General features: G+C 67.4%; 24 protein-coding genes. 11 read left to right on the forward strand and 13 right to left on the reverse strand.

Translation table 11 applies throughout. The annotated features are described in order from the left end of the window. Positions 1 to 106: 106 nt before the first annotated feature. From panC to pcnB, 4 genes are read right to left on the reverse strand one after another with little or no spacing between them, the layout of a single operon-like run. Entirely contained in the window at positions 107 to 982 is an 876-nt protein-coding gene (gene panC / locus SR882_RS07980) for a pantoate--beta-alanine ligase (RefSeq protein ID WP_322520728.1), read from the reverse strand. Beyond that, positions 982 to 1,764 (reverse strand): 3-methyl-2-oxobutanoate hydroxymethyltransferase, encoded by a 783-nt coding sequence (panB, locus tag SR882_RS07985; protein WP_322520729.1) that lies wholly within the window; start codon positions 1,762 to 1,764, stop codon positions 982 to 984. The genes panC and panB overlap by 1 nt, the downstream gene beginning before the upstream one ends. Next, positions 1,761 to 2,366, reverse strand: coding sequence for a 2-amino-4-hydroxy-6-hydroxymethyldihydropteridine diphosphokinase (gene folK / locus SR882_RS07990; RefSeq protein ID WP_322520730.1), 606 nt, complete (start codon positions 2,364 to 2,366; stop codon positions 1,761 to 1,763). The genes panB and folK overlap by 4 nt, the downstream gene beginning before the upstream one ends. Positions 2,367 to 2,389: 23 nt before the next feature. Further along, entirely contained in the window at positions 2,390 to 3,742 is a 1,353-nt protein-coding gene (gene pcnB / locus SR882_RS07995; RefSeq protein WP_322520731.1) for a polynucleotide adenylyltransferase PcnB, read from the reverse strand. A gap of 500 nt (positions 3,743 to 4,242) precedes the next feature. Between pcnB and SR882_RS08000 the strand changes: the two genes are divergently transcribed. The 6 genes from SR882_RS08000 to SR882_RS08025 are packed head-to-tail and all read left to right on the forward strand — an operon-like array spanning position 4,243 to position 10,276. Next, entirely contained in the window at positions 4,243 to 7,122 is a 2,880-nt protein-coding gene (locus SR882_RS08000; protein WP_322520732.1) for a monovalent cation/H+ antiporter subunit A, read from the forward strand. Next, positions 7,119 to 7,490, forward strand: coding sequence for a Na+/H+ antiporter subunit C (locus SR882_RS08005; protein WP_322520733.1), 372 nt, complete (start codon positions 7,119 to 7,121; stop codon positions 7,488 to 7,490). The genes SR882_RS08000 and SR882_RS08005 overlap by 4 nt, the downstream gene beginning before the upstream one ends. Next, positions 7,487 to 9,112 (forward strand): monovalent cation/H+ antiporter subunit D, encoded by a 1,626-nt coding sequence (locus SR882_RS08010; protein ID WP_322520734.1) that lies wholly within the window; start codon positions 7,487 to 7,489, stop codon positions 9,110 to 9,112. Before SR882_RS08005 ends, SR882_RS08010 begins: the two co-directional genes overlap by 4 nt. Then, positions 9,113 to 9,646, forward strand: coding sequence for a Na+/H+ antiporter subunit E (locus SR882_RS08015; RefSeq protein ID WP_322520735.1), 534 nt, complete (start codon positions 9,113 to 9,115; stop codon positions 9,644 to 9,646). After that, positions 9,643 to 9,912: a K+/H+ antiporter subunit F gene (locus tag SR882_RS08020; RefSeq protein ID WP_136867695.1), complete on the forward strand. Its 270-nt coding sequence runs from the start codon at positions 9,643 to 9,645 to the stop codon at positions 9,910 to 9,912. Before SR882_RS08015 ends, SR882_RS08020 begins: the two co-directional genes overlap by 4 nt. Positions 9,913 to 9,925: 13 nt before the next feature. Beyond that, positions 9,926 to 10,276: a Na+/H+ antiporter subunit G gene (locus SR882_RS08025; protein WP_322520736.1), complete on the forward strand. Its 351-nt coding sequence runs from the start codon at positions 9,926 to 9,928 to the stop codon at positions 10,274 to 10,276. Positions 10,277 to 10,381: 105 nt separating this feature from the next. Here SR882_RS08025 and SR882_RS08030 read toward each other — a convergent pair whose 3' ends face one another. From SR882_RS08030 to SR882_RS08040, 3 genes are all read right to left on the reverse strand, one after another. Continuing rightward, on the reverse strand, positions 10,382 to 12,607 hold the full coding sequence (locus tag SR882_RS08030; RefSeq protein ID WP_322520737.1) for a PAS domain-containing protein: 2,226 nt from the start codon (positions 12,605 to 12,607) through the stop codon (positions 10,382 to 10,384). A 1-nt stretch (position 12,608) separates the two neighbouring features. Then, a complete protein-coding gene (gene gltX, locus SR882_RS08035; RefSeq protein WP_322520738.1) occupies positions 12,609 to 14,012 on the reverse strand; it encodes a glutamate--tRNA ligase in 1,404 nt (467 codons plus the stop codon). An 84-nt stretch (positions 14,013 to 14,096) separates the two neighbouring features. Then, on the reverse strand, positions 14,097 to 15,701 hold the full coding sequence (locus SR882_RS08040) for an ArnT family glycosyltransferase (RefSeq protein WP_322520739.1): 1,605 nt from the start codon (positions 15,699 to 15,701) through the stop codon (positions 14,097 to 14,099). Between the two features lie 227 nt (positions 15,702 to 15,928). Between SR882_RS08040 and SR882_RS08045 the strand changes: the two genes are divergently transcribed. Beyond that, positions 15,929 to 16,837, forward strand: coding sequence for a hypothetical protein (locus tag SR882_RS08045; RefSeq protein ID WP_322520740.1), 909 nt, complete (start codon positions 15,929 to 15,931; stop codon positions 16,835 to 16,837). Positions 16,838 to 16,944: 107 nt separating this feature from the next. Here SR882_RS08045 and SR882_RS08050 read toward each other — a convergent pair whose 3' ends face one another. Genes SR882_RS08050 through thiD form a run of 3 tightly spaced genes read right to left on the reverse strand, consistent with a single transcriptional unit; the run spans position 16,945 to position 19,415 of the window. After that, entirely contained in the window at positions 16,945 to 18,147 is a 1,203-nt protein-coding gene (locus SR882_RS08050) for an O-succinylhomoserine sulfhydrylase (protein ID WP_322520741.1), read from the reverse strand. 32 nt (positions 18,148 to 18,179) lie between these two features. Further along, positions 18,180 to 18,527, reverse strand: a complete 348-nt coding sequence (locus SR882_RS08055) for a YqcC family protein (RefSeq protein WP_322520742.1) — start codon at positions 18,525 to 18,527, stop codon at positions 18,180 to 18,182. Positions 18,528 to 18,554: 27 nt separating this feature from the next. Beyond that, complete coding sequence (gene thiD / locus SR882_RS08060) at positions 18,555 to 19,415, reverse strand: bifunctional hydroxymethylpyrimidine kinase/phosphomethylpyrimidine kinase (RefSeq protein WP_322520743.1); 861 nt, start codon at positions 19,413 to 19,415, stop codon at positions 18,555 to 18,557. A 191-nt stretch (positions 19,416 to 19,606) separates the two neighbouring features. On the opposite strand from thiD, the gene SR882_RS08065 reads away from it, so the two are divergent. Next, a complete protein-coding gene (locus tag SR882_RS08065) occupies positions 19,607 to 20,983 on the forward strand; it encodes a YihY/virulence factor BrkB family protein (RefSeq protein WP_322520744.1) in 1,377 nt (458 codons plus the stop codon). Here SR882_RS08065 and SR882_RS08070 read toward each other — a convergent pair. Next, on the reverse strand, positions 20,953 to 21,561 hold the full coding sequence (locus tag SR882_RS08070) for a cob(I)yrinic acid a,c-diamide adenosyltransferase (RefSeq protein WP_322520745.1): 609 nt from the start codon (positions 21,559 to 21,561) through the stop codon (positions 20,953 to 20,955). The genes SR882_RS08065 and SR882_RS08070 overlap by 31 nt on opposite strands. Positions 21,562 to 21,571: 10 nt before the next feature. Beyond that, on the reverse strand, positions 21,572 to 22,117 hold the full coding sequence (locus SR882_RS08075; protein WP_322520746.1) for a hypothetical protein: 546 nt from the start codon (positions 22,115 to 22,117) through the stop codon (positions 21,572 to 21,574). A gap of 102 nt (positions 22,118 to 22,219) precedes the next feature. Between SR882_RS08075 and nth the strand changes: the two genes are divergently transcribed. From nth to SR882_RS08090, 3 genes are all read left to right on the forward strand, one after another. Further along, positions 22,220 to 22,897: an endonuclease III gene (gene nth, locus SR882_RS08080; RefSeq protein WP_322522404.1), complete on the forward strand. Its 678-nt coding sequence runs from the start codon at positions 22,220 to 22,222 to the stop codon at positions 22,895 to 22,897. 2 nt (positions 22,898 to 22,899) lie between these two features. Continuing rightward, positions 22,900 to 23,331 (forward strand): DUF1841 family protein, encoded by a 432-nt coding sequence (locus tag SR882_RS08085; RefSeq protein WP_322520747.1) that lies wholly within the window; start codon positions 22,900 to 22,902, stop codon positions 23,329 to 23,331. Between the two features lie 95 nt (positions 23,332 to 23,426). Continuing rightward, complete coding sequence (locus tag SR882_RS08090; RefSeq protein ID WP_322520748.1) at positions 23,427 to 25,763, forward strand: heavy metal translocating P-type ATPase; 2,337 nt, start codon at positions 23,427 to 23,429, stop codon at positions 25,761 to 25,763. A 136-nt stretch (positions 25,764 to 25,899) separates the two neighbouring features. Here SR882_RS08090 and SR882_RS08095 read toward each other — a convergent pair whose 3' ends face one another. Continuing rightward, positions 25,900 to 26,361, reverse strand: coding sequence for a YcgN family cysteine cluster protein (locus SR882_RS08095; RefSeq protein WP_322520749.1), 462 nt, complete (start codon positions 26,359 to 26,361; stop codon positions 25,900 to 25,902). Positions 26,362 to 26,432: the final 71 nt, after the last annotated feature.

Raw genomic sequence — 26,432 nt, forward strand, 5'->3', positions numbered from 1 at the left:
GCCTCGCCATTGCATCGGGACCGAAAAGGCCGCCCATGGTCGCGAGACAGACGCGTATTGTGCCGAAATTGCCGCCCCGGCGTAAATCGGCGCCTGGGTGGATCGTCTAGCGATCGCTCCCGACGCTTGCCGGGTGCGGGCTGTGCACGGCCAGGTTGTCGATCAGTCGGACGCGACCGAGCCGCGCGGCGACCAGCAGCCGCCCGTGCGTGACCAGTCGGGTCTGCTCCTCGAAACGTTCATCGTCACAATAGACCAGATAGTCGACCACGAAGCCCTGCTGGGTCAGCCAATGACGGGCACCGGCGAGGGTCGCGGCGACCGTGTGGCCACCGGCCAGCGACTCCGCGGCGCGCTTCAAGGCGCGATGCACCGCCGGGGCCTGGCGGCGCTGTTCGGCATCGAGAAAACGATTGCGCGAGCTGATCGCCAGTCCATCAGGCTCCCGGTGGGTCGGCTCGATCGCGAGCTCCACCGACATGTCGAGATCGGCCACCAGGCGGCGGATCACGGCCACCTGCTGGGCGTCCTTCTCGCCGAAGACGGCCACGTCCGGACGCACCAGGTTGAACAGCTTGGTGACCACGGTCGCCACGCCGGTGAAATGGCCTGGGCGGGTCGCGCCTTCCAGGCGCTCGCCCAACGGGCCGGCGTCGACGCGCACGATGTCCTTCTGGCCATGCGGATAGAGCTCCGGCTCGGTCGGCAGGAAGACCGCCGCCACCCCGGCCCGCTCGAGCAGTTCGAGGTCGCGCTCCTCGGTGCGCGGATAACGCGCCAGGTCGTCCGGGTCCTCGAACTGCAGCGGATTGACGAAGACGCTCACGACCACCGTGTCGGCGCGTCGCTTGGCGTGATCGATCAACGCGAGATGGCCGGCGTGCAGGTTGCCCATCGTCGGCACGAAGCCCACGCGCCGGGCATCGAATGCCACCGACTCGCGCCAGTCGCGCAGCTCGGCGATATCGCGAATCACCTCCATCAGAAGCTTTCCTCGGCGGTGGGGAAACGGCGCTCGCGCACGGCCTCGACGTAGGCGGCAAACGCGCCGTGGATCGATCCGCCCTCGACCAGGAAATCGCGCACGAAGCGCGGCGGCTTCTCGGTCAGGCCCAGCATGTCGTGCATCACCAGCACCTGGCCGTCGGTATCGGCCCCGGCACCGATGCCGATCACCGGCACGTCGACCGCTTCGGCCAGCGCGCGGCCCAGTTCGCTGGGCACGCATTCGACCACCAGCAGGTCGATGCCCGCGGCGACCAGGGCCTGGGCGTCGTCGAGGATGCGGCGGGCATCGGCCGCCTCGCGGCCCTGCACCCGGTAACCGCCCAGCTTGCGTACCCGCTGGGGCAGCAATCCGACATGCCCGCAGACCGGCACCCCGCTCTGGGTCAGGGCGCGCACGATCTCGGCCTTCTCGGCGCCGCCCTCGAGCTTGACCATGTCCGCGCCGCCCTCGCCCATAAGCACGCCGGCGGCATCCAGTGCCCGGTCGACGGTCGCATCGCTGAGAAACGGCATGTCGGCGATCACGAGCGCATCGCCCACACCGAGACGCACCATGGCCGCGTGGTAGGCGACGTCGTCGATGGAAACGGCCAGCGTGTCGCGCTGACCCTGGACCACCATGCCGAGCGAATCGCCCACCAGGAAGGCATCGACCCCGGCCGCGGCGGCGGCCCGCGCAAAGCCGGCCTCGTAGGCCGTCAACATGGCAATGGGTGTGCGATCGATCTTGGCCTGGCGCAATCGGGAACGGGTCATGTCGATCTCCGCGTGGGGGTGGTGCGAACGTCCTTGCCGTCACCGGGGCGATCGGTCGTGCGGGGACGAGCCGCACCGGTTGCTCCGGTCTCGTCGCGGCCGCGCTGCCAGCGCATGGCCCGCATGAAGCGCAGCGGATGATCGGCAACCGCCTCCAGCCAGCCGGCCAGGGGCGCGCCATCGGGCAGGCGCGCATCCGGGCGGATCTCGAGCCACGGGGCGAGCACGAAGTGCCGATGCACAATTTCCGGATGCGGCACGGTCAGTTCGGGGGAGTCTATCTGGCGGTCGCCGAAGGCGAGGATGTCCAGGTCGAGCATGCGTTCGCCCCAGTGACGCGTGTAGGAGCGTCCGGCCGCCCGCTCGAGGCCCTTGAGGGCGCGGAGCAGCGCCTCGGGAGCCAGCGCGGTCTCGATCTCGACGACGGCGTTGATGTAATCCGGCTGGTCCTGCGGGCCGATCGGCGGATTGGCGTAGAGGCCGGAGACCGCGCGCACCCGGCAAAGCGGCAGGCTGTCGATCGCCTCCACCGCCCGTTCGATCTGGTCGACCGGGTCACCGAGATTGGCGCCCAGGCCGATGGTCGCGATTTCCCGAACCATCACTATCCCCCGCGTGGCCGGAATCAGCTACCGGCGGATTGCGGCTTGCCGCCTGGCTTGCGCCGACGGGGGCGACGGCGGCGTTTCTTGCCGAAATCCGACGGCTGCAATGCCTCGATCGGCGCCTCGTCGCGGCTGCCCCGTTCCGGGGCGTGCCGACGCCAGAAGGTGCAGACCGCCTCGTCGACCTCGTTGGTCCGCGAGCGCAGGCAGAGGAAATCCACCGCCGCCCGGAACCATGGCGCCTCGGTCAGTGCGCGCTGCTCGTCGGTCAATTTGTCTTTGCCCTTGTCACCGGCCTTTGCACCGGGGACCGGGACGTGACGCTCGAGGTCCGGCTGCAGGGTCCAGATCGCGCGGATGATCTCGGCCAGCCGGCGCGGGATCATCAGGCGGCGTGCCGCCACGGCCAGCACCTCGTCGGCCGCCAGCACCATCGCATCCTCACCCGGCACGCGCTGGTGCATCCACTGGACACGGTGGCGCCCCAGCATCCGCCAGAACAGGCCGGCGAACAGGAAGGCCGGGTTGACCGGCAGGTCCTTGGCGACCCGCTCGTCGGTCGCCTCGAGCACCGGCTCGATCAGCACCCAGTCGCTCGCCGGGTCGTTGGGCTCGATCCAGGTCGCCAGGCCGTCGAACAGGTACTCGAGCAGGCCGAGGCGCTTGAGCTCGAGCACGGTCTGCCGGCCGGCGCCGCCTTGCAGCAGCTTGACGGTCTCGTCGAACAGGCGGGCCGGGGAAATGTCGGCGAGCGTCTCGCGGCAATGCGAGATGGCCTGCTCGCTGTCGGGCGTGAGGTGAAAGCCGAGCTTGGCGGCGAAGCGCGCGGCGCGCAGCATCCGCACCGGGTCCTCGCGGTAGCGCGCCTCGGGCTCGCCGATCACGCGCAGCCGACCGCTGTGGATGTCGGTCAGGCCTTCGACGTAGTCGATCAACTCGCCCGAGGCGAAGTCGAGGTAGAGCGCGTTGCAGGAGAAGTCACGCCGCCAGACATCCTCGTCGATGCTGCCGAAGACGTTGTCACGGGTGATCATGCCGCCGTCGGCGCGCTTGATCTCGCCGGTATCGCCACCGCGGAAGGTGGTCACCTCGATCAGCTCGTCGCGGAAGACCACGTGCACGATCTTGAAACGCCGGCCGATGATGCGCGCCCGCTTGAACAAGCGCTTGACCTGCTCGGGGCGGGCGTCGGTGACCACGTCGAAGTCCTTGGGGCTGCGGCCGCGCAACAGGTCGCGGACGCAACCGCCAACGGCGTAGGCCTCGAAGCCGCCCTCGTGCAGGCGCTCGAGGACGAACCGAGCGTTGTCGCTCAGGTCATTGAGCGAGATGCCATGGGTCTCGGCGGGAATGCGGGTCTGGGTTGGAGTCACGTTGTCTGACAAAACGGTCTGCCATTGATCGCCGTGGCCGGCATCGACCCGGTTGGGGCGCTGTGCGGGCCGGTCGCGTCAGTTCGAACGCACCGACGGGCCACGGATGGGTTATCGAACCCCTGCACGGATTGCAGCGCCACTCTGACTCGCAGAGTCGTATTGCTATTCGTGCAGAGGCTCCTCAGGAAAGGCGAAGTCTATCACTATGGCCGGGCTCGCGTGATTTACCCGCCGACCCGGCCAACCTCATGACCCGGGTCGCGACCCGGGCCACGGTCGGGGCGCCTGCCGATCCCGGCTCGCGCGCGCCCGCAGGATAAACACGTGTGGCGGGGCGCAAATGCGATGCTGTCGCGGCTTTAGCGGCAATCCCGCCGACTTTCTGTGCTAGGATTTTGCGCTGGGAAGGTCGCGCAGGCCTTCCCGAATTGTACCCACCGGGCAGCCGAACCGACCCTGGGTCCAGGCCCCATTCCACCCGCATAAGGACGGTGTTCGTGAACGCGATCGAACTCTTGGCCGCAGTCGTCTTGCTGCCGTTCCTGGCCGCCCCGCTGGCAGCCTGGAGCGCCCGATTCAACCGTTATGCGGCCGCCTGGGTGGCGGGTGGCGTCACGCTCCTTGCCCTGGCGATCTTCTCCTGGCTGGTCGTGTTGCACATCGGCCAGATGCCCGTGGCCACCTCGCACGCGTGGATCGAGGCCGCGGGGCTGTCCTTCGGTTTCCGCCTCGATGGCCTGTCGCTGCTGTTCACCGGCCTGATCCTGGTGATCGGCCTGCTGATCGTCATCTACGCCCGCTACTACCTGTCGCCCAACGACTCGATGGGGCGCTTCTTCGCCTACATGATGATGTTCATGGGCGCGATGCTGGGCGTGGTGCTCTCCGAGAACATGATCAACCTGGTCATCTTCTGGGAGCTGACCTCGCTGGCCTCCTTCCTGCTGATCAGCTACTGGCAACACCGGAAAGAGGCCCGCTACGGCGCGCGCCTGGCCCTGGCGATCACCGGTGCCGGCGGGCTGGCGCTGCTCGGCGGCGTGCTGATCCTCGGCCATATCGTCGGCTCCTACGAGCTGACCGACGTGCTGGCATCGGGCGAGCTGATCAAGAACCACGAGCTCTACGCCCCGGCGCTGATCCTGATCCTGCTGGGCGTGTTCACCAAGTCCGCGCAGTTCCCGTTCCACTTCTGGCTGCCCAACGCCATGGCCGCACCGACACCGGTGTCGGCCTACCTGCACTCGGCCACCATGGTGAAGGCGGGCATCTTCCTGCTGGCGCGCTTCTTCCCGGCGCTGGCCGGCACGGAACTGTGGGTGATCATCGTCTCCACCGCCGGTCTGATCACCTTCCTGCTGGGCGCCTACACCGCCCTGTTCCGGCATGACCTCAAGGGGCTGCTGGCCTACTCGACCATCAGCCACTTAGGGTTGATCACGCTGCTGTTCGGCTTCGGCACGCCGCTGGCCGCCGTGGCGGGCATCTTCCACATCATCAACCACGCCACCTTCAAGGCGAGCCTGTTCATGGTCGCCGGCATCGTCGACCACGAGACCGGCACCCGCGACATGCGCCGGCTGGGCGGGCTGATCAAGTACATGCCGCACACCGCGGCGCTGGGCATGATCGCGGCGATGGCGATGGCCGGCGTGCCGCTGTTCAACGGCTTTCTCTCCAAGGAGATGTTCTTCACCGAGTCGGTCCGCGTGGCCGGCGACCTGGGGCCGGTGTGGCTGTTGCCGATCCTGGTCTCGCTGGGCGGGCTGCTGTCGGTGGCCTACTCGCTGCGTTTCGTGCATGACACCTTCTTCGGCAAGCCCGATGGCGACCTGCCGAAAAAGCCCCACGAGCCGCCCGGCATGATGAAGCGTCCGGTCGACCTGCTGGTGGTGCTGTGCCTCGCCGTGGGCATCCTGCCCGCGCTGGTGGTCGGCCCGCTGCTGCACGTGGCGGTGAGGGGCGTCCTGCAGGCCGAGCCGCCCTACTACAGCCTGTCGCTGTGGCACGGCTTCAACCTGCCGCTGCTGATGAGCGCCGTGGCCCTGATCGGTGGCCTGGTCATCTACCTGTACCGGGCGCCGATCTTCCGCTGGCATGCCCGCTCGCTGGCGCATCTCGACGCCCGCGTCGTCTACAACCGCAGCATGGAACTGCTGATGCGCAGCAGCGCCGGCGTGACGGCCCTGGTGGACAACGGCCGCCTGGGTCGGATCGTGATCATGACGCTGATCTTCTCGCTGATCGCCGGACTGGTCGGCTACTTCCATGCCGCCGGATTGCCGGGCGTGCAAGCGGCGCTCGACCGCGGCACGGTCGAAGACAGTGGCGACTGGGTGACCCTGCTGGGCATCCTGTTGATCATCATCGCCACCCTGGTCACCGTGATCGGCCATCGTCAGCGCCTGTTCGCCCTGATCACCATGAGCGTGGCCGGCCTGGGCGTGGCGATGATCTTCGCGCGCTTCTCCGCGCCGGATCTCGCCATGACGCAGCTGTCGGTCGAGGTGGTCACCATGATCCTCCTGCTGCTGGCGCTGTTCTACCTGCCGCAGCAGAGCCGCCGCCTTTCCTCGCCGAGCCGGCGTTGGCGTGATGCGGGCATCGCCACCGTGATCGGCGGCGGCATCGCGGCACTGACCTACGCGATCATCAGCCGGCCGTTCGAGACGATCTCGGGGTATTTCCTCGAACACTCGGTGCCCGGCGGTGGCGGTACCAACGTGGTCAACGTGATCCTGGTCGACTTCCGGGGCTACGATACCTTCGGCGAGATCACGGTGCTGGCACTGGCCGCGCTGGGCATATTCGCCATGCTGCACAACCTCTCGCTGCCCTCGTCGCGCCGCGACCCGTTCGGCCGGGCGTGGAGCGATGATCCGCATCCGTTGATGCTGCGCACCTTCACGCAGATCATCCTGCCGCTGACCCTGCTGTTCGGCGTCTACGTCTTCCTGCGCGGGCACAACGAGCCGGGCGGTGGCTTCATCGCCGGGCTGATCGTGGCCAGCGCCCTGGTGGCGCAGTACATGGCCAACGGCATCGAGGCCGCCGAGCGCAAGCTGCACCTGCCGATCCACGGCATCATCGGGGCAGGGATCCTGATCGCACTGGGTACCGGGCTGGTCGCCACGGTCGTGGGCGTGCCGTTCCTCACCTCGGCGACCTGGCACTTCACGCTGCCGGTGGTCGGCGAGATCCACCTGGCCTCGGCCATCGCCTTTGACCTGGGCGTGTTCCTGGTGGTGGTCGGCTCGACCATGCTGATCCTGCTCAACCTCGGCCGCCTGACCGATCACGCGGTCGAGCACCCCGACTACGCATCCATCGAGGCAAGCCCCGCCGGCAACCAGACTCGCGGGGGGAGAGACGCATGACCAACCTGGCCATTTCCCTGCTGATCGGCGTGCTCACCGGGGCCGGCGTGTACCTGGTGCTGCGCGCCCAGACGTTCCCGGTGGTCCTGGGCCTGACCCTGATGTCCTACGGCGTCAACCTGTTCCTGTTCACCATGGGCCGGCTGCACACCGCGGCCCCGGCGGTGGTCGGCGCCGCCGAACAGTCGGCCGATGCCCTGCCCCAGGCGCTGGTGCTGACCGCCATCGTGATCGCGTTCGCCATGACCGCCTTCGTCATCGTGCTGGCGCTCAAGGCGCGCGCCGCGCTGGGCAATGACCATGTCGACGGCACGCACATCCCCGAGGCCAACCGGGTGATCGATCGCCGAGAGGAGCCGCGCGCATGACCGCCAACCTGATTACCCTGTTGGTCCTGCTGCCGGTCGCCCTGGCGGCGATCCTCGCCATGACGGACAAGCGGGCGCCCGGCCTGTCGCGCGGCATCAGCCTGGCCGGCGTGGCGGTGTTGCTGGTCGTGAGCGTCGGGCTGTTGCTCGGCGGTCAGGGCAACACCCCGCAGGTGATCGAGCTGGGCAGCTGGGCCGCGCCATTCGGCATCGTCTGGGTGTTCGACCGGCTGTCCGGCCTGATGGTGGTGCTCACCTCGATCGTCGCGATACTCTCGCTGCTCTACGCGGTGCGCCGCGACGAGGACAGTGCCGGCCCGCACTTTCACGCCCTGTTCCAGGCGCAGCTGTTCGGCCTGAACGGCGCGTTCCTCACCGGCGACCTGTTCAACCTGTTCGTGTTCTTCGAGGTGCTGCTGCTGGCCTCCTACGGCCTGCTGCTGCACGGCAACGGCCGCAAGCGTACCCGGGCGGGTTTCCACTACGTCGTGGTCAACCTGATCGGCTCGACGCTGTTCCTGTTCGCGGTCGGGGCGCTCTACGGCACGGTCGGCAGTCTGAATCTGGCCGACATCACGCTCAAGCTGCCCCAGATCGCCCCGGACGCGGTGCCGATCGTCACCACGGCGATCTTCCTGCTATTCACGGTGTTCCTGATCAAGGGCGCGGCCTTCCCGCTCTATCTCTGGCTGCCCGGGGCCTACGGCTACGCCTCGATCCCGGTGGCTGCCCTGTTCGCGATCATGACCAAGGTGGGGCTGTACTCGGTGCTGCGGGTCGACTCGGTGATGCTCTCGGGCAACTCCATTGGCGGGCTGGTCGAGACCACCGCGCTGATCGCGCCGTGGCTGCTGTGGCTGGGCCTGATCACCCTGCTGCTCGCCGCGCTGGGTGTGGTGGCCGGGCGTTTCCTGCGTCGCCAGGTGGCCTACCTGATCGTGGCCTCGGTGGGCACGATCCTGATCGCCCTGGGCCTGGTTACCGGTTCCGAGCGGGAGCTGGCGATCAGCGGTGCGCTGTTCTACTGGATTCACACCACCGTGCTGAGTGCCGGCTTCTTCCTGTTGGCCGGCCTGTTGATGCGCCACCGGCCCGAGGCCGGTGACGGCATCGAGGCCGCCCCGCCCATGCCGCACGCGGTGCTGGTCGGCTCGCTGTTCTTCGCCTACGCAATCGCCATGGCCGGCCTGCCGCCGCTGACCGGTTTCTTCGGCAAGGTGATGATCCTGGCCGCCGCGTTGGACAACCCGCTGATGGCGCCGATCTTCGCCGTGGTGCTGGTCAGCGGGCTGATCATGGTGATCGCCCTGGCGCGCGCGGGCAGCCGGCTCTTCTACCAGTCACAGGCCACGCCGGGCCACCCCGCTCACGCCACCGTGTGCGACGGGCGCACGCCGTTGCCGGGCCTGGCCCTTGCCATCGCCCCGTTGGCCGTTGCCACGGTGATGGTGGTGGGCGCCCAGCCGCTATCCGACTGGCTGGACGTCACCGCCGAGCAGATCACGACGCCAGCGGGCTACCTGGAGGCGGTGATGCCCGACGGCATCCTGTCGCCGGAAACCGCGCCCGGCAAGTTCGGCCAGGATTACCCGGATTACCCGGATTACGAGGGAGGTCACTAAATGCGTCGCATCCTGCCTCAACCGCTGCTCAGCCTGATCCTGCTGATCAGCTGGCTGGTGATCAACAACAGCATTCATCCCGGCTCGATCGTCATGGGCGCGATCGTCGCGCTGGTGATCCCCTGGATCACGCATCGCTTCTGGGAGATCCGCGCCGGGGTCAAGAACCCGGCTGCTCTCGCCGGCTACATCGGCGTGGTGCTGGTCGACATCATCCGGGCGAACTTCGTCGTGGCCCGCCAGGTGCTGGGCCCCAACCGCGCGCTGCACTCGCAACTGTTCGAGATGGAGCTGGATCTCCAGGGCGCGCTGCCGGTGAGCATCCTCGCCGCGACCATCACGCTCACGCCGGGTACGGTCTCCTGCCGGATCAGCCCCGACCAAAGCCGGCTGTGGGTGCATGCCCTGCACGCCGACGATCTGAGCGAGGAGATCGCCGAGATCAAGCAACGCTACGAATCGCGCCTGATCCGGGTCTTCGGCCAGACCGTCGACGCCGGACACGCCTCATCCAACCCGGGGGCAGAATCATGATCCACGTCAGCCTCGGCATCGCCCTGGTCCTGATCGTCATCGCGATGGGGCTTGCGACCTACCGCCTGTTCAAGGGCCCCGACCAGACCGATCGGGTACTGGCCCTGGACACGATGTCGATCAACGCCATCGCCCTGCTGATCGCCCTGGGCATCTGGTTCGAAACCTCGATCAACTTCGAGGCCGCATTGCTGATCGCCGTCCTGGGCTTCATCACCACGGTGGCGTTGAGCAAATACCTGATTCGCGGCGACATCGTCGAATAGCCCGGAGGCCATCATGCTTTTCGAACTCATCGTCAGTTTCCTGATCCTGTTCGGCGCTGCCTTCGTGCTGCTGGGCTCGCTGGGTCTGGCCAAGCTGCCGAGCTTCTTCATGCGCCTGCATGGCCCGACCAAGGCCTCCACCTTGGGCGTGGGCAGCATCCTGCTCGCCTCGGCGGTGTACTTCTCCAGCCGCGGCAGCCTCTCGGTCCACGAGATCCTGATCCTGGTCTTCCTGTTCCTGACCGCCCCGATCAGCGCCCTGCTGATGGCACGCGCCGGCATCCACCGCGAACTCTCCGGCGACAACCCCCGCCATGAATCGGCCGGCACGGTACCGAAAGACAACGAGCCGCCAAGCTCGTAGCGCCTGGCAACACTCGCCCCGAACGGCGAACGCCCCGTGCCGATCCAAATCGACACGGGGCGTTTTCCTTCTAGGGTGATGGCCCCGGGGGAGCCACGGACCGGATCAGTCGATCGCCGTGCAGACCTGGTGGAGTCGCTCGATCGCCTTGAACAGGCCGGGCGTAATCTCCCACCGGTCCTGGCTGATGTAGAGACGCACGGCGACCACGCCCGCCTCGCCGACCGGTTCGGGCAGCATCACCACGCTGTGCCCGACGGCGTTGATGATCGCGGCATTGCCGGCACCGACGACCTCGCCGCGCTCACCGGGATCACCGGGATCACCGGGATCGCCGGCGTCACTGTGCACCCAGCGCCCCTCGCCACTGACCAGGGCCCGACCCAGTTCGTCGGCCAGCGGGCGCAGCAACGCCTGGTGATGGCGCAGGCCCTCGGGGAGGTTGGCCTCCAGGTAGGCGATCAGCGCGGCGCGATCATGGATCTCGGCGGTTGCCAGGGAAATCGTGCGGACATCGAGGAACGGACTGGTTCGCTGCTCGGCCAGCGCCGCTCCCAGCACCTCGCGCTCGGTAGCGGGCAGGACCGCGCAACGGGCCGTCAGGTGATCGATCTGCGCCCGCAGCGCGGAGTCATCGGTCGCCCGTGCCGGGCGCAACATGCCGATCATCCGCTGCGGCTGCCCCTCGCCGTCACGCAGCACACGCAACTCCAGCCACATCGGCCCCACCGCCCCCTGTCCCGGCACCCGACCTTCGAGGGCAACCCGATCGACCGCGCCACGGGCGAAATACGCCGGCAGGGCGGTCTCCGGGTCGCCGGCCAGCGGCGAGCCGGGGTCGGTGGGTTGGAACAGCTCGAACAGCGGTGCACCCACCAGGGTCTCGCGGGCGCGACCGAACCAATCGGCGGCCTGCCGATTGGCGACGATTACCTGGAATCGGCGGGGATCGACTTCGATCAGGCCTAGCGCCGGCATGTCCAACCAGGCGTGGTGCCAGAAGTCACGCTCGCGCACGATGTGCGCGCTCCGGGCGCCGTAGCGCCCGCGCAGATAGCGCCACAGGAACAGCAGCGCGGCAAACAGGCCGAGCGTCGACAGCATGGCCGTCAGGCTCAGCCATTTTTCCAGCTGATCGACCGGCGCGAGCACCTTGCGACGGTCCTGCAACACGAGCAGACGGGAGGAAAGACGATCGAGGGCGACGGTCGCGTAGACACGATCGGCGCCCTCGATCCGGGTCACGCCCTCCCCGGTATCGCCCCCGGTATCGCCCCCGGTATCGTCCCCACCATCGCCCCCGGCATCCGAGGACACACCCGCTTCCGACAGGCCGACCCTGAGGCGGTCGACGATCGCCGCCGGTGTCTCGCTGACCGTCGAGGACTCGTCCCTGGGATCGAGCACCAGCATGGGCCAGAAACTCGAGCCGGTGGCGGGGTCGGCCGGGGCGTTGATCAGCAGGGTCCGCAGGCCCTCGCCGGCACGCACCTGCAACCCGTCATCCTCGGCGTCCGACAACAGGCTCTCGGTGTTGAGTCGGGTCCAGAACATCAGATACCACGGCCCGCGACTGACGGCCGTGCGGTCGTCGTAGACCGGGAGTATCCAGAACAGGTCGGCACCACCCCGGCCACGGGTGAATCGCGTCACGGTGTGGACTTCGCCCGTGACCGCCGCCTGGTCGAAATGGCGCATGTCCGGTGGCACGACGTTGGTGGCCCCCGTCTGCAGTTGCGGGGTGCGATCCGGATCCAGGAGGGTGATCGAGCGGAACCGGCTGACCAGGCTTCCCCGCCGCAGGTCATCCGGGAAGCCATCGGTCTCGCCCTCGTCGAGGCGGGCGACCCACCCCTTGAGCCAGTCGTGACGCTGCGCCACGGCATCGACCTGCTGGTCGCGCTCGTCGATCCAGTTATCCAGTTCGATGGCGCGAATGGCCGCCAGATTGGCGACTTCCCGCTGGGCCTTGTCCAGCAGCAGGGGCGCGTACTGCCGGGCCGCCACCGCGGCAATGAAGATCTGCATCACCGCGATCAGCACCAGCGCAACCAGCATGGCAACCAGCCAGCCCTGACGGGCGCGCGGCCGGCCCGGCCCGAAATCGACACCGCCCTGGCGGGCCGCGGTCAGGCGGTCGACCAGTACGTAGAGCACCGCGCCGGTCACCAGCACGAAGATCTCGCCGAAGACCAGCCCCGCCGTGGAGATCTCCCAATGGGCCCCGCCCAGCCGCCCGAGGAGCCATTGGGTAACCCAGATCCACAGGGAGGCGAGCAGCAGGTATGCGACCGTGATCGGCAACGCCGGTCGCATGGCCCCGAATTTCATATCAGGCGCCGATCCGGTCCCGGAAGGCGTTGAGCCGCTGATGGCTGCGCACGCGGCCCATCAACTCCAGAATCACGCCGAAGCTCGGTGACGAGGTATGCCCCAGCAGGGCCAGGCGCAACACCGGACCGACCTTGCCGAGCTTGAGGTCGAGCGTCTTGGCTACCCCCTTGACCGTCGATTCGAGCGTCTCGCTGCTCTCCCAGACCGACTCGTCCTCCAGCGCGACGATCAGCGCATCGACCACCATCGCCGCCGAGGCATCGAGCTTTTCCATCGCCTTGGGGTCGGGCTCGACGACATCCTGGTAGAACGGCTGGGCCTCTTCGGCCATCTCGACCAGCGTGTGTACGCGATCCACGTAGGCCGGCACGATCGCCGCCGGTTTCGGACCATCCTCGTCCGGGTCGATACCCAGATGACCCAGATGCCAGCGCAGTTCGGCGGCCACGTCGGCTACCGGCAGCTCGCGCATGTAGTGCTGATTGAGCCAGCGCAGCTTTTCCGGGTTGATACTCGAGGCCGAGTGATTGACGTCGACCAGATCGAACAACTGGACCAGCTCGGCCCGCGAGAAGATCTCCTCGTCGCCATGCGACCAGCCCAGCCGGACCAGGTAGTTGAGCAGCGCCTCGGGGAGGAAGCCATCATTGCGGTACTGCACGACGCTGACCGCGCCGTGGCGCTTGGAGAGCTTCGCCCCGTCCGGGCCGTGGATCATCGGCAGGTGCGCGAACGACGGGGGCTCGACACCCAGCGCGCGATAGAGATTGATCTGGCGCGGCGTGTTGTTGAGATGATCGTCACCACGCACGACATGCGTGATCTGCATGTCCATGTCGTCGACCACGACGGTGAGGTTGTAGGTGGGCGTGCCGTCGCCGCGCGCGATGATCAGGTCGTCGAGCTCGTCGTTGCGGAAGGTCACGCGACCGCGGATCGCGTCCTCGACCACCACCAGTCCATCCAGCGGGTTCTTGAAACGCACCACCGGCTTGATGCCCTCCGGCGGCGTGCCGGTGAAATCGCGATAGCGGCGGTCGTAGCGCGGCTTCTCGCCACGCTTCATCTGTGCCTCGCGCAGCGCGTCGAGCTCCTCGCGGGTGGCGTAGCAGTAATAGGCCTTGTCCTCGGCCAGCAACCGATCGATCACCTCGCGGTACCGATCCATCCGTTCGGTCTGGTAGAACGGCCCCTCGTCGTAGTCCAGCCCCAGCCAGGTCATGCCCTCGAGGATGGCGTTGACCGATTCGGGATTGGACCGTTCGCGGTCGGTGTCTTCCACGCGCAGCACGAACTCGCCGCCGTGACGGCGAGCGAACAGGTAACTGAACAGGGCCGTACGGGCGCCGCCGATGTGCAGGTAGCCGGTGGGCGACGGGGCGAAACGGGTGCGAACGGTCATCGATACCTCGGGAACAGCGGAAACGTGGTCGCGGATGGCGGGGCGCGGCTCGCCCCGGCCGGGACAAAGCGGACATTATAGAGGTTAAGGGGCTTGTTTCGCAGGCGCGAGAGCCGAACACGGCAGGGCCACGTCATGCTTGCTGCGAAACGGGGTCGAGACCAGCGCCTCGATCGGCACCGCCCCCCGCAGGCGTCGCACCACGATACCGTCGGGCGAGCCGGCGCAGAAACCCGTCACGGCCACCTCGCTGCCCAGCTCGACGATAGGTTGCCGCAGCCGACCGTAAAAGTTGTATTCGTCGCGATACTTGCCCACAAACGCGATCGGATGACCGTCGTGCTGCAGCTCGCCGACCCGCGTCGCGAACGACTTGAAGTCGAAGGCCGGACGCAAGGGCAGTAACGCCAGGTGAAGCAGGACCATCCCGACACCGGTGGCCAGCGCCACCGCCACCACCTGCCGCGGTCCACGTCGAGCGAGCCACAGCCAGGCGCCACCCAAGAGCAACGCCACGCCCACGGCACTCACCCAGCCCGGCAGCATGTCGATCAGCCCGTGACCCGTCGACCAGGGCAGCACGATCAGCACCACCCCCATCGCGAACCAGAAGACGGCCGCCGCCCGGCTGCGCAAGGCCTGCGGCGATTCGACCGGGCCGGCGAGCAAGGCGGCCGTGGCGAGTGACAGCGCCGGGATCATCGGCAGCAGATAGTGCGGCAACTTGCCCGAGGCGAGCGACAACAGACCGAACGGCACCAGTACCCAGGCCAGCATCAGTCGGCCAAACCGCGGGTCGGGCCAGACCGATTGCCCCGCCGCCCACTCCTTCCACGCCCGCCGCAGCAGCCCGGGCAGGAGCAGTGTCCACGGCAGAAACAGCAGCGGCAGCACCCACAGGTAGTAGTAGATGGGCTGGGCATGGTCGAAGGCGTCCACCGCCCGCCCGGCCATCTGCCCCCAGAGGATGGCCTCGGCGTAGGCGGGCCCACCCAGTTGCGCCGCCCAGAGCGCCCAACCGAGCGCCACGCAGGAGCCGAGAAACCCGACCGCGCCGGCCTGGACGAACCAGCGCCAGGATGGCCGCATGCCGGCCCACCACGGAGCAGCGACCGTCAGTGGCACCAGGTAGATCAGGGCAAACGGCCCCTTGGCAAGCACGCCCAGGGCCGTGCCCAGAAACAACCACAACCAGCCGCGACGGCGCCCCTGTCCCAGTTCAAGCAGGCCGAAAATGCCGAGCAGGACGAAGAACACCACCAGCTGGTCGAACATCGTCATGGTGGCGAAACCCAGCCAGTAGATCGTCCCGGCGAGAATCCAGGGCGCCAGGCCGGCAATGATCGGCCGAGCCGGGAACAACCGACGCGCAACCGCGCGGATCAGCAACAGGCTGCCCAGGGCGAAGGCCGGGCCAACCAGCCGCGGCGTGATCTCGTTGACGCCGAACAGCGCCCAACCCACGTGGATCAGCCAGAACAACAGCGGCGGCTTGTGACTGTAGGGCTCGCCGTTGAGCAACGGCACGATCCACGAGCCCGACTGCCACATCTCCCAGGCGACGCCGAGGTAGCGCGTCTCGTCGACCGGCATCAGCGGTCGCGTCAGCAGCGCGACGCTCACTACCAGCAGGAACAGTGGCAACCAGCCCCATTCGAAAACGCGATTCCAGACGCCATTCCCCGACATACCACCCTCCCGACTCGAGTCACCCCAACGGTACCCTGGGTATAGCCCGGGTATTGATCGCAGGCATTTCCCCGTCCTCTTCGTCCCCGATCAACTCAGGCAGCCAATCGACCGATTGCCCGACTGACCGGGACCGGGAAACGCGCAGATGGCACATCTCGTGCTTCGAGAGATACGCTGGACCGCCACGACCACTCAATACCATGCTCCCAATGCCGAGACCACCCATGACCGGATACCCCGTCACGCGCCGCACGACCTGGTTGGCAATCGCTGCCCTACTCCTGCCGATCCCGACAGTCGCCGCACCGGCAACCGACTCCGAACACTGCCAAGCCAATCACCGGCTGGTCATGACCGAGGCCCGGCTCACCCACGAGCCCGGCGACGTCAGGGGGCTCCCGGCCGCACTTGCCGATCGGCTAGCGAGTCGACTGGAAGCGGCCGGACAGCAGGTGGTCGACATCACCCGGCCGACCCGAAGCGAGGGGCTGGAGCCTGCGATGGACGCGTTCTCCCGGCATGGCGCGCCCTACTTCCTGCGACTGGTGGCGAGCGATCTTGGCACCGAGGGCCGCCCCTCGGGCATCGTTCTGCTGCCCGATCGTTACGAGCCTCGCGGCGGACAGCTTACCGCCACCCTCGACGATGGCGCCCGGGGCGCGCGACTGGATACCTGGCGGATCGATCTGTCCACCGCCGACGGCAAACCATTCTCGCCCGAGATCGCCGCGGACTCGACCCGTTTCTGGGAGAGCGATTGGGGTGAGTCGCTGGATGCCGCGATCGAGACGATGGCAAAAAGCGTGCTCGACACACTGGAATGCCGGCCGCTGGTCGGGCGGGTGCTGTCCACCGAAAGTCGCGGCGGCGGCACCGATCTGCGGATCGATCTTGGACGAGCCGACGGACTGGCCGCCGACGATCGCTTGATCGTCGTCGAACCGGGCGTACCGACCGACTCGCTTGGCGTCAATCTCTTGACTCGCCCTGTCATGGAAATCACCGCCGGCCCGGTACGCGAACCGATGAACCTGGGCGAGGCCCGGGTCACGTTCCTGGGCGAAAACGACGCCACGGTTCGCTATCAGGGAAATCGCGCGGTCGAACGCGGCGACCTGGTGCAGGTGAGGTAGAACCCGGGCCAGCACCCAGGCCAAAACTAGGGCCAAAACTAGAGCCATAACTCGGGCTCAACGTGGCCCCGGGATATCCCCTATCCCCCTATCCTCCTATCCCCGGGTCAATCGACGGCTTCGCCCAGCCCACGGGCCAGGTCGGCAATGATGTCCTGTGGGTCCTCGAGACCGACCGACAACCGCACCATCCCCTCGTCGATGCCCGCCTCGGCGCGCGCCTCCGGCGACAGTCGGCCATGGGTGGTGCTGGCCGGGTGGGTGATGGTGGTCTTGGTATCGCCGAGATTGGCGGTGATCGAGAGCATCCGCGTGCGGTTGATCACCTGCCACGCCGCCTCGCGCCCGCCCTCGACCACGAACGAGACGATCGCGCCCGGGCCGGTCTGCTGCGCGGCGATGATGGCCGCCTGCGGGTGGTCGGCAAGCCCCGGGAAATGGACCTTGGCGACCCGCTCGTGGGCCACCAGCCAATCGGCCACCTCGCGGGCGTGGCGACTGTGGGCCTCCATGCGCAGGTTCAGGGTCTCCAGTCCCTTGGCGAAGATCCAGGCATTGAACGGTGCCATGGTCGGCCCGCAGGTGCGCAGAAAGCCGCGCACTTCCTTGCCGACCCGCTCGGCATCCCCCACCACGGCCCCGCCGACGGCGCGACCCTGGCCGTCGAGGAACTTGGTCGCCGAGTGGATCACGATGTCCGCCCCGAGGCTCAAGGGCCGCTGCAACGCGGGGGTGCAGAAACAGTTGTCCACCACCAGCGCCGCATCATGGGCATGGGCCAGGTCCGCCAGTTGGCGGATGTCGGCGACCTCGGTCAGCGGATTCGACGGCGTCTCGATGAACAGCAGGCGCGTGCGCGCGTTGATGGCGGCCTCCCACTGCGACCAGTCGGTCAGGTCCACCCAGTGCACCACTAGGCCGAACTTGGCCAGGTACTTGTCGAACAGCACCTTGGTGGTGCCGAAGACCTGGCGCGCGATCACCACCTCGTCACCGGCCTCGCACAGCGCCATGAAGGTGGTCAGGATCGCGGCCATGCCCGAGGCGGTGGCGACACAGTCCTCACCGCCCTCCATCGCTGCCAGGCGTTCCTCGAAAATGCGCGTGGTGGGGTTGGTAAAGCGGGCGTAGATATTGCCCGGTTCGTCGCCGGCGAAGCGCGCGGCGGCCTGCTCGGCCGACTCGAAGGTAAAACTCGACGTGGTGAAGATCGGCTCGCCGTGCTCGCGCTCCGGTGTCGGATGGTGACCGACGCGGATGGCCTGGGTCGCGAGCGACCAGTCGGGATCGGGGCGGTGCGAATCGGTCATGGGATATCCGGTCTTGTCGATCGTGCCCGCCATCAGCGGGCGTTGAAGAAATGCCAGGCCAGGTTGTCGAACTCGGCGATCGCCGCCAGCAGGCGGTCGGTGTCTTCCTCGAGTTCGGCGAACTGGTGCTCGGCCAGCGGCGCCATCGAGCAGTTTTCCGGTGGCGTACCGAATCGGTCCAGCAGCTCGGCCATCTGCGGCAGGAACACCCACTGCAGCCACTCCTCGAACGCCAGGGTGTCAAAGCAGAACGGGTTGGGACTGGCCAGCGCCTGTTCGCTGGGTCGCTGATCCGACCAGAGCCCGGCCTGTTGCAGCTCGTGGGCAATCTGGTCAAGTTGGCGCAGCATCATATCGGTGCTGGGGCGAACGTGTTCCATCGGCTCCTCGCGACTTCTCGGCTGGTCTCAGTGCACCCGCGATGAGCCGGGTGGTTCGTCGTTCATGTCAACCCCACCCTCATCATCGGCCCAGAACAGCCGGTGGGGGATCAGCTGGCCGCGACCGATGGCCGCGGCGTGCATCAGGGTCTGGTGGGTGTATTCAAGCCCTTCATGGACGGCATTGACCGGGTCACTGCCCTGGGCGATCAGACCGGCAATCGCCGAGGACAGGGTGCAGCCCGAGCCATGGAACTGGCCGGCCAGTCGCTCGTAGACAAAGCGCCGTGGCGGCTCGACGCCATAGAGCCAGTTCTCCACTTTCTCGCCCGGCTCGTCACCGCCCTTGAGCAGGACATATTCCGCCCCCAGCGCCGAGAGCATCTGACCGCGCTGATCGAGGGTGCTCGCATCCGGCGCCAGCACACGGGCCTCGTGGGCATTGGGCGTCACGATGGTCGCTCGCGGGAACAGGTGCTCGACGATCGCCGCGGCAACGGCATTCTCGGCGAGCGATCCGCCGCCGCCGGCGACCAGCACCGGGTCGAGCACCACCGGAATGTCCGGGTAGCGCGCCAACACCGAGGCGACCGCCTCGACCAGTTCGACGGTGCCGAGCATGCCGATCTTGATCGCGCCGACCGGCATGTCCTTGAGCACCGCCAGGGACTGGTCGATCACCAGTTTCGGATCGCTGGCAACGAAACCGTGCACGTTGACCGTGTCCTGCACGGTCAGCGCGGTGATTGCCGTGGCCGGATGCACGCCCTGGCTGACAATCGCCTCGATGTCGGCATGGATGCCGGCCCCGCCACTGGGGTCATGTCCGGCAATGGCCAGGACAACGGGGACTTCGGGGGCATCGGTAAGCGTCGGTGTGGTTTCCATCTGGTGCTAAGCTCCCTCGCAGAAAAGGCCGTAGCGGCAACGGCGTCACGATGGCGCCGGGTCGAGCATGATAACGCAGCCAGTGCCACAAGCATTGATCCGGCACGCTCTGCCGCCACACGCACATGGCCCATGCCGTTGACGCGACCACCCGTCGCTCCACCAAGCCACGACAAGGACCCGGCTGATCGATGATCCCCTTCACGCCCCGCCAATGGCTCAACTCGGCCAAACGCTGGATCTGGCATCACCGACCGACCAGCCGCGTCGGCCGGACCGCGCAGCGCCTGACCCGCGCCATATTGAGCGTGCTGTCCTCGGCGTCGCGCGGGGACCTGCAGCTCAACGCGATGAGCCTGTCCTACACCACGCTGCTGTCGATGGTGCCACTGTTGGCGGTGGCGTTCTCGGTGCTCAAGGCCTTCGGCTCGGCCTCGGTGATCGAGCCGTTCCTGCTCTCGGTGATGGCGCCGCTGGGCGAGGCCGCGGACGAACTGACGCTGCGGTTGCTCGACTTCGTCGACAACATCCGGGTCGGCGTCCTGGGGGCGGTCGGTATCGCCCTGCTCTTCTTCACGGTCATCGCCCTGATGCAGAAGATCGAACGGGTCTTCAACCACATCTGGAACGTGCACCAACTGCGATCGATGTCGGCACGGTTCGCCAACTACCTGTCGGTACTGATGGTCGGCCCGGTGCTGGTGATCGCTGCCGGCAGCCTGACCGCCACCCTGCTTGCCGCCCCCGGCGTTCGCGAGTTTGCCGACCTGTCGGTGCTGGCCACCCTGCTCAAGTGGCTCGGGTATCTCGTCCCGCTGGCGATCTGGACCGGCGCGTTCGCCTTTCTCTACCTGTTCATCCCCAACACGCGGGTGCGGCCTGGCTCGGCGTTGGTCGGCGGGTTGGTGGCCGCGATTCTCTGGAATCTGTTGGGACTGTTGTTCGGCGGACTGGTCGCCGGATCGACCAGCTATACCGCCGTGTATTCGGCGTTCGCCTCACTGGTGCTGTTCCTGATCTGGCTGCAGATCGCCTGGATGATCGTGCTGGTGGGCGCAGGCATCAGCTATGCCTGGCAGCACAGCGACCGACTGACGTTGGGCAAGCCCGCACCGGTACACCCGGGGACGCGCCTGGCGGCGGCCATCGTGCTGCTCGACGAGATCGAGGGTCGCTTCGAGGCCGGCAAACTGCCGCCGGACCGTGACCAACTGGCCGAGCGAGTAGAGCACTACCGGGAACTGGCCCCGGTCTGGATCGATCCGCTGTTGGAAAAGCTGGTGGAGGCCGATCTGTTGCGCATCACCGAACCGGCCGACACCACCTGCTTTCTACCGGCCCGCCCGGGCGAGCGCATCACGCTGGCGGCGGTGGAGCAGGCGATCGAGGGCAGCGCACCCCACTTCCCCGGGCCGCTGGTGAAGGCCATCCCGGCCCTGGCACGCTTTGCCGAACACCGCCGGCAGTGGGAGGAGGACATGGGCGAGACGACGCTGGGCGCCACCCAGCCGGCATCCGACCGGGCGGACGATTCAACTCAACCCGAGACGTCCGTACCGCGCCAATAGACCGTGTACTGGCCGTCGCGATCGAGCAGCCGGGCGAACACGAACCAGGCATCTGACAGCCGGTTCAGGTAGGCGGCCAGTGCGCGGCGTTCGTCGGCCTGATCACCTTCCTGGTTACCCTCCTGGTTACCTTCTTGGCACCAGGACCAGGCCAGCCGTTCGGCACGACGGGTCGCGGTCCTTACCAGGTGTGCGCGCGCCATGGCCTCGGTACCGCCCGGCAGGATGAATTCCTTGAGCGGCGGCAGGTCGCGATTGCCGGCCTCGATCCAGGCGTCCAGGCGCTCGAGTGACGGCAACTGGCTCGCCGCGGCCATGTCCCCCATCGCGACGAACCCGCCCAGATCGAAGACCGCCTGCTGCTGCTCGCGGACGAATCCCAGCCCGTCGGGCTCGGCCGTCAGCGAAACGCTCAGGCTTCCCAGGCGGGCATTGAGCTCGTCGAGCTCGCCCAGCAGTTCGATCGTGAGCGCATCCTTGGCCAGACGCCGCCCGTCGGCCAGCCCGGTCTCGCCGCGGTCGCCCGTGCGGGTCACTACCCGCGAGAGTCGATTGCGCTCGTTGTCCGATCTCGCCATGCCGCTCGCCCTAGCCCGCCTGGGGCTCGCTCCCCGGAACGTCGGTGGGCCAGTCGAGCGGCCGGCCGACGAGCACCTTGAGGGCAAAGGCGAGAATCGCGATCACCCCGTAGGCAAGCCCGGCGACCACACCCAGATCCACGATGCCGTGCCAGGGCTGGGGCAGCAGGCCGACCACGAGCACGAGCACGACCACGCCGGCGGTCACCGACAGGGCCACGATGCGGCGTTTCTTCGTCGCGTGGATGTAGCCCATGCAGTACAGCGGCGCGAGCAGCACATGCCAGGCGACCGGGTGACGCGACAGGTGGACCGCCCGGGCGACCACCCGCGGCGAGAACCCCTTCTGAAATCCCTTGTAGCCCTCGCTGTACAGCATGAACACCATCCAGCCGGCAAAGAACGCCCAGTGCCACCAGGCCCAGGGCTCGGCCCAGGCCTCGATGGCATAGAAGGACAGGCGGTAGATCGCCCAGAGCAGCAGCGCGCACAGACCCAGCACGCCCCAAACGGCCCCGACGGTTCCCAATGGGCCGACTCCCGATGACTTCTCCACGTTTTCGACTCTCCCGGACGCCGATGCGTCTGACGGTTCATTGACGAGGGCGCGGAGTTTATCATGCAGCGCACCACCCGATTCCCGAGTGACCCGGACCGCATGAACCCCCGCACCCGACGCGAGATGTTCGCGCGCTTTAAGCGCCAACGTCCCGAGCCGACCACCGAGCTCGAGTACAACTCAGCCTTCGAACTGCTGGTCGCCGTGGTGTTGTCCGCCCAGGCGACCGATGCGGGCGTGAACAAGGCGACCCGGCCGCTATTCCAACGCGCCGACACGCCACAGGCGATTATCGACCTGGGGCTCGACCAATTGACCGAAGCGATTCGCACCATCGGCCTGTACAAGACCAAGGCCAGGAACGTCTACGCCCTTTGCCAACAACTGATCGACAAGCACGGCGGCGAGGTGCCCGCCGATCGCGATGCACTCGAGGCCCTGCCCGGCGTGGGCCGCAAGACGGCCAACGTCGTGCTCAACACCGTCTTTCGCCAGCCGACCATGGCCGTCGACACGCACATCTTTCGCGTCGCCAACCGCACCGGGCTGGCGAAGGGCAAGACCGTGCGCGCGGTCGAGGACCGGCTCTTGAAGGTGATCCCCCGGGAATACCGCCTCGATGCCCACCACTGGCTGATCCTGCATGGCCGCTACGTCTGCAAGGCCCGCAAGCCCGACTGCGGCGCCTGTATCGTCTGCGACCTGTGCGACTTCCGCGACAAGACCGAGGACTGCAGCCCCGAGCTGATCGCCCGCTACGCCACCGAAGAGATTTGAGCATGTATTCCAGCGACCGCCGCAAGATGCGCCAGCCCTTCATCGATGCCTGGAGCAAGGGCAAACAGAAAAAGCCGCTGGCGCCAATCGAGCAGATGATTTTCGAGGTGATCCGCGACCACCCCGAATACCACTCGCTGCTCGACCAGCCCGAGTTCGCCCTGGAGGCCGACTGGCCGCCGGAGATGGGCGTGACCAACCCGTTCCTGCACATGAGCATGCACCTGTCCCTGCGCGAGATGGTGCAGACCGACCGCCCGGCCGGCATCCGCTCGGTGCATTCGGAACTGGCCCTGAAGAAGGCCGATCCGCTCGAGGCCGAACACGAGATGATCGACTGCCTGGGCGAGGCCCTCTGGCAGGCCCAGCAGAATGGCGGGCCGCCGGACGAGGCCAAGCTCATGGAATGCCTCAGAGACAAGCTCAAGCGCTGAGACGGGCCGGTCGACGCGCCGGCCCGACACCGGCGCCGGCCGGGGTCTAGGCTCGATCGAGACAGCCGTCTCACATCCATTCGAGGTAGGCCCCGATGAGCGAGCAGCAAGACGAGCGCCGCGAATACGTCACCGACCCGGTCTGTGGCATGCAGGTCGATCCGGCGACCAGCGAACATCGCAGCGAGTACGACGGCGAGACGTACCACTTCTGCTCGGCCCACTGCCAGACCCGCTTCGACGACGATCCCGAACGCTACCTCTCCGACGATGACCCGTCGGACGATTCGGCGGCCGCCGAGGACCCGGAGGTCAGCGCAGGGGCGATCTATACCTGCCCGATGCACCCGGAGATCCGCCAGCAGGGCCCGGGGAGTTGTCCAATCTGCGGCATGGCACTGGAGCCGGAAACCGTCAGTCGCGATGACGGCCCCGACCCGGAGTTGCTCGACATGACCCGGCGTTTCTGGATCGGCGCGCTGTTGACCCTGCCGCTGTTCCTCCTGGCCATGGGCGGCCATTTCCTCGGCATCGATCGCTGGATCACCCCCCAGGCGAACCACTGGATCCAGCTGCTGCTGGCGACCCCGGTGGTCCTGTGGGCCGGCAAGCCGTTCTTCGTGCGGGGCTGGCGCTCCGTGGTCGACCGCCAGCTCAACATGTTCACCCTGATCGCGCTGGGTACCGGCGTGGCCTGGGCCTACAGCCTGATCGCCACCGCCGCGCCCGGCATCTTTCCGGCGGCGTTCCGGCAGGCCGACGGCTCGGTGGCCGTCTATTTCGAGGCCGCGGCGATGATCACGGTGCTGGTCCTGCTGGGCCAGGTCCTCGAATTGCGCGCCCGCGAGAAGACCTCCGGGGCCATCCGCGCCCTGCTCGACCTGGCCCCGACCACCGCCCGGCGAATCACCGACAGCGGCGAGCAGGACGTCTCGCTCGACGAGGTCGAGATTGGCGACCACCTGCGGGTGCGTCCCGGCGATCGTGTTCCGCTGGACGGCGAAATCCTCGAGGGGCGTTCCAATATCGACGAGTCGATGATCACCGGCGAGCCGATGGCGGTCACCCGCCAGACGGGCGACACGGTCATCGGCGGCAGCATCAACGGCCAGGGCAGCTTCGTGATGCGCGCCGACAAGGTCGGCCGCGACACCATGCTCTCGCGCATCGTGCAGATGGTCGCCAAGGCCCAACGCAGCCGCGCGCCCATCCAGGGGCTGGCCGACCGCGTGGCCGCCTGGTTCGTGCCCAGCGTCATCGCCGCGGCGGTGATTGCCTTCATCATCTGGTCGGCCGTCGGCCCCGAGCCGCCCATGGCCTACGCCCTGATCGCCGCGGTCAGCGTGTTGATCATCGCCTGCCCCTGCGCCCTGGGCCTGGCAACCCCGATGTCGATCATGGTCGGGGTGGGCCGCGGCGCGCGCGCCGGGGTACTGATTCGTGATGCCGAATCCCTGCAACGGCTCGAGCAGGTCGACACGGTGGTGATCGACAAGACCGGCACCCTGACCGAGGGCCGGCCACGCGTGACCCGCATTCAAGCGGCCGAGTCGACCGGGGAAGACGACCTGCTGCGCCTGGTGGCCGGGCTCGAGCAAGGCAGCGAGCACCCATTGGCCGAGGCGATCGTGACCGAGGCCCACAAACGGCAACTCGATCTGCCCGACGCCGAGGAGTTCGATGCCGAGAACGGCAAGGGCGTGACCGGCCAGATCGACGGTCGAACCGTGCTGGTGGGCAATCAGCACCTGATGAACGACCACGACGTGAGCATCGAGTCATTGGCGGACACGGCAGAGTCGTGGCGCAAGGAGGGAGCGACGGTGATCTTCGTGGGCATCGACGGCAAGGCCGCCGGCCTGCTGGCGATCGCCGACCCGATTCGCGAATCGAGCGCCGATGCCATTCACCGCCTGCAACAGGCCGGGCTCGAGGTGGTCATGCTCACCGGCGATTCGGAAGAGACCGCCCGCGCCGTCGCCCGGCAGCTCGACATCGACCAGGTGCGGGCCAATCTCCTGCCGGAGGGCAAGAGCGAGGTGATCGCGCAGATGCGCTCAGAAGGGCGCGTGGTCGCCATGGCCGGCGACGGGGTCAACGATGCCCCGGCACTGGCCGCCGCCGACGTCGGCATCGCGATGGGCAGCGGCACGGACGTGGCCATCGAGAGTGCCGGGATCACCCTGCTGCGCGGCGATCTCGACGGACTGGTTCAGGCCCATCGCCTGTCGAGGGCGACCATGCGCAACATTCGCCAGAACCTGTTCTTCGCCTTCGCCTACAACACGGCGGGCATTCCGATCGCCGCCGGCCTGCTCTACCCGTTCTTCGGCGTGCTGCTCTCACCGATCATCGCCGCGGCCGCGATGTCGTTTTCCTCGGTAAGCGTCATCGGCAACGCCCTGCGCCTGCGGGTGGTTCGCCTCGATTGAACCGGGCGAGGGAAACTCGGCACGAATCGGATATCGCTCTGCGCGGCTTGGCGAGCCGTCCGTGACCGGTATTGCGTCGCCTTGATCCCGAACGGCTCGTCAAGCCAGCGTGCTATCGGAGTCGCGCAGCGTTTGCCTAGTCACTCTCCTCGAGCGGCCAGTCGACCACGTGTGCCTCCCAGTCGATCGAGTCACGCTCGTCGTTCTCGGCGATCACCGCGCGACCGGCCACCGAGTAGCCGCTGGTCATGGTGCTGGCCGGATCCCCGGTGAGCAGCGGGTGCCACGGTGGCAGGTCTCGCCCCTCGGCAATACGCCGGTAGGCGCAGGTGGGCGGCAGCCAGTCGAATTCCTCGACGTCCTCGGGGCGCAGCCAGACGCAGCCGGGCACCCGGATCTGGCGGTTGAGGTAGTCGCTGCACTGGCAGGTGCCGGCGTCCAGCAGGTGACAGGCGACATCCGTGTAGTAGACATCGCCCTCCTCGTCCTCCACCTTCTCCAGACAGCACTTGGCACAACCATCGCAAAGCGATTCCCATTCGGTCGGGCTCATCTCGGTGAGGCGCTTGTGGCGCCAGAATGGCTGGTCTTCGCTCATGGACGGATCGGTTTCGTGCTGATAGACAAAGGGACCGCGGCAGCCTAACACGCCGGGAATCGGGGCCTGCG

Origin of the sequence: Guyparkeria halophila (assembly GCF_034479635.1) — a bacterium.
GTDB lineage: Bacteria > Pseudomonadota > Gammaproteobacteria > Halothiobacillales > Halothiobacillaceae > Guyparkeria > Guyparkeria halophila.

Excerpts from the sequence above, each read along its gene's own strand:
- gltX (WP_322520738.1), bottom strand. The coding sequence starts at position 14,012 with ATGACCGTTCGCACCCGTTTCGCCCCGTCGCCCACCGGCTACCTGCAC.
- SR882_RS08045 (WP_322520740.1), top strand. The coding sequence starts at position 15,929 with ATGACCGGATACCCCGTCACGCGCCGCACGACCTGGTTGGCAATCGCT.
- SR882_RS08055 (WP_322520742.1), bottom strand. The coding sequence starts at position 18,527 with ATGGAACACGTTCGCCCCAGCACCGATATGATGCTGCGCCAACTTGAC.
- SR882_RS08040 (WP_322520739.1), bottom strand. The coding sequence starts at position 15,701 with ATGTCGGGGAATGGCGTCTGGAATCGCGTTTTCGAATGGGGCTGGTTG.
- SR882_RS08070 (WP_322520745.1), bottom strand. The coding sequence starts at position 21,561 with ATGGCGAGATCGGACAACGAGCGCAATCGACTCTCGCGGGTAGTGACC.
- SR882_RS08090 (WP_322520748.1), top strand. The coding sequence starts at position 23,427 with ATGAGCGAGCAGCAAGACGAGCGCCGCGAATACGTCACCGACCCGGTC.
- SR882_RS08020 (WP_136867695.1), top strand. The coding sequence starts at position 9,643 with ATGATCCACGTCAGCCTCGGCATCGCCCTGGTCCTGATCGTCATCGCG.
- panC (WP_322520728.1), bottom strand. The coding sequence starts at position 982 with ATGGAGGTGATTCGCGATATCGCCGAGCTGCGCGACTGGCGCGAGTCG.
- SR882_RS08010 (WP_322520734.1), top strand. The coding sequence starts at position 7,487 with ATGACCGCCAACCTGATTACCCTGTTGGTCCTGCTGCCGGTCGCCCTG.
- SR882_RS08050 (WP_322520741.1), bottom strand. The coding sequence starts at position 18,147 with ATGACCGATTCGCACCGCCCCGATCCCGACTGGTCGCTCGCGACCCAG.
- SR882_RS08095 (WP_322520749.1), bottom strand. The coding sequence starts at position 26,361 with ATGAGCGAAGACCAGCCATTCTGGCGCCACAAGCGCCTCACCGAGATG.
- SR882_RS08085 (WP_322520747.1), top strand. The coding sequence starts at position 22,900 with ATGTATTCCAGCGACCGCCGCAAGATGCGCCAGCCCTTCATCGATGCC.
- nth (WP_322522404.1), top strand. The coding sequence starts at position 22,220 with ATGAACCCCCGCACCCGACGCGAGATGTTCGCGCGCTTTAAGCGCCAA.
- SR882_RS08005 (WP_322520733.1), top strand. The coding sequence starts at position 7,119 with ATGACCAACCTGGCCATTTCCCTGCTGATCGGCGTGCTCACCGGGGCC.
- SR882_RS08030 (WP_322520737.1), bottom strand. The coding sequence starts at position 12,607 with ATGAAATTCGGGGCCATGCGACCGGCGTTGCCGATCACGGTCGCATAC.
- SR882_RS08015 (WP_322520735.1), top strand. The coding sequence starts at position 9,113 with ATGCGTCGCATCCTGCCTCAACCGCTGCTCAGCCTGATCCTGCTGATC.
- panB (WP_322520729.1), bottom strand. The coding sequence starts at position 1,764 with ATGACCCGTTCCCGATTGCGCCAGGCCAAGATCGATCGCACACCCATT.
- SR882_RS08025 (WP_322520736.1), top strand. The coding sequence starts at position 9,926 with ATGCTTTTCGAACTCATCGTCAGTTTCCTGATCCTGTTCGGCGCTGCC.
- SR882_RS08065 (WP_322520744.1), top strand. The coding sequence starts at position 19,607 with ATGATCCCCTTCACGCCCCGCCAATGGCTCAACTCGGCCAAACGCTGG.
- folK (WP_322520730.1), bottom strand. The coding sequence starts at position 2,366 with ATGGTTCGGGAAATCGCGACCATCGGCCTGGGCGCCAATCTCGGTGAC.
- thiD (WP_322520743.1), bottom strand. The coding sequence starts at position 19,415 with ATGGAAACCACACCGACGCTTACCGATGCCCCCGAAGTCCCCGTTGTC.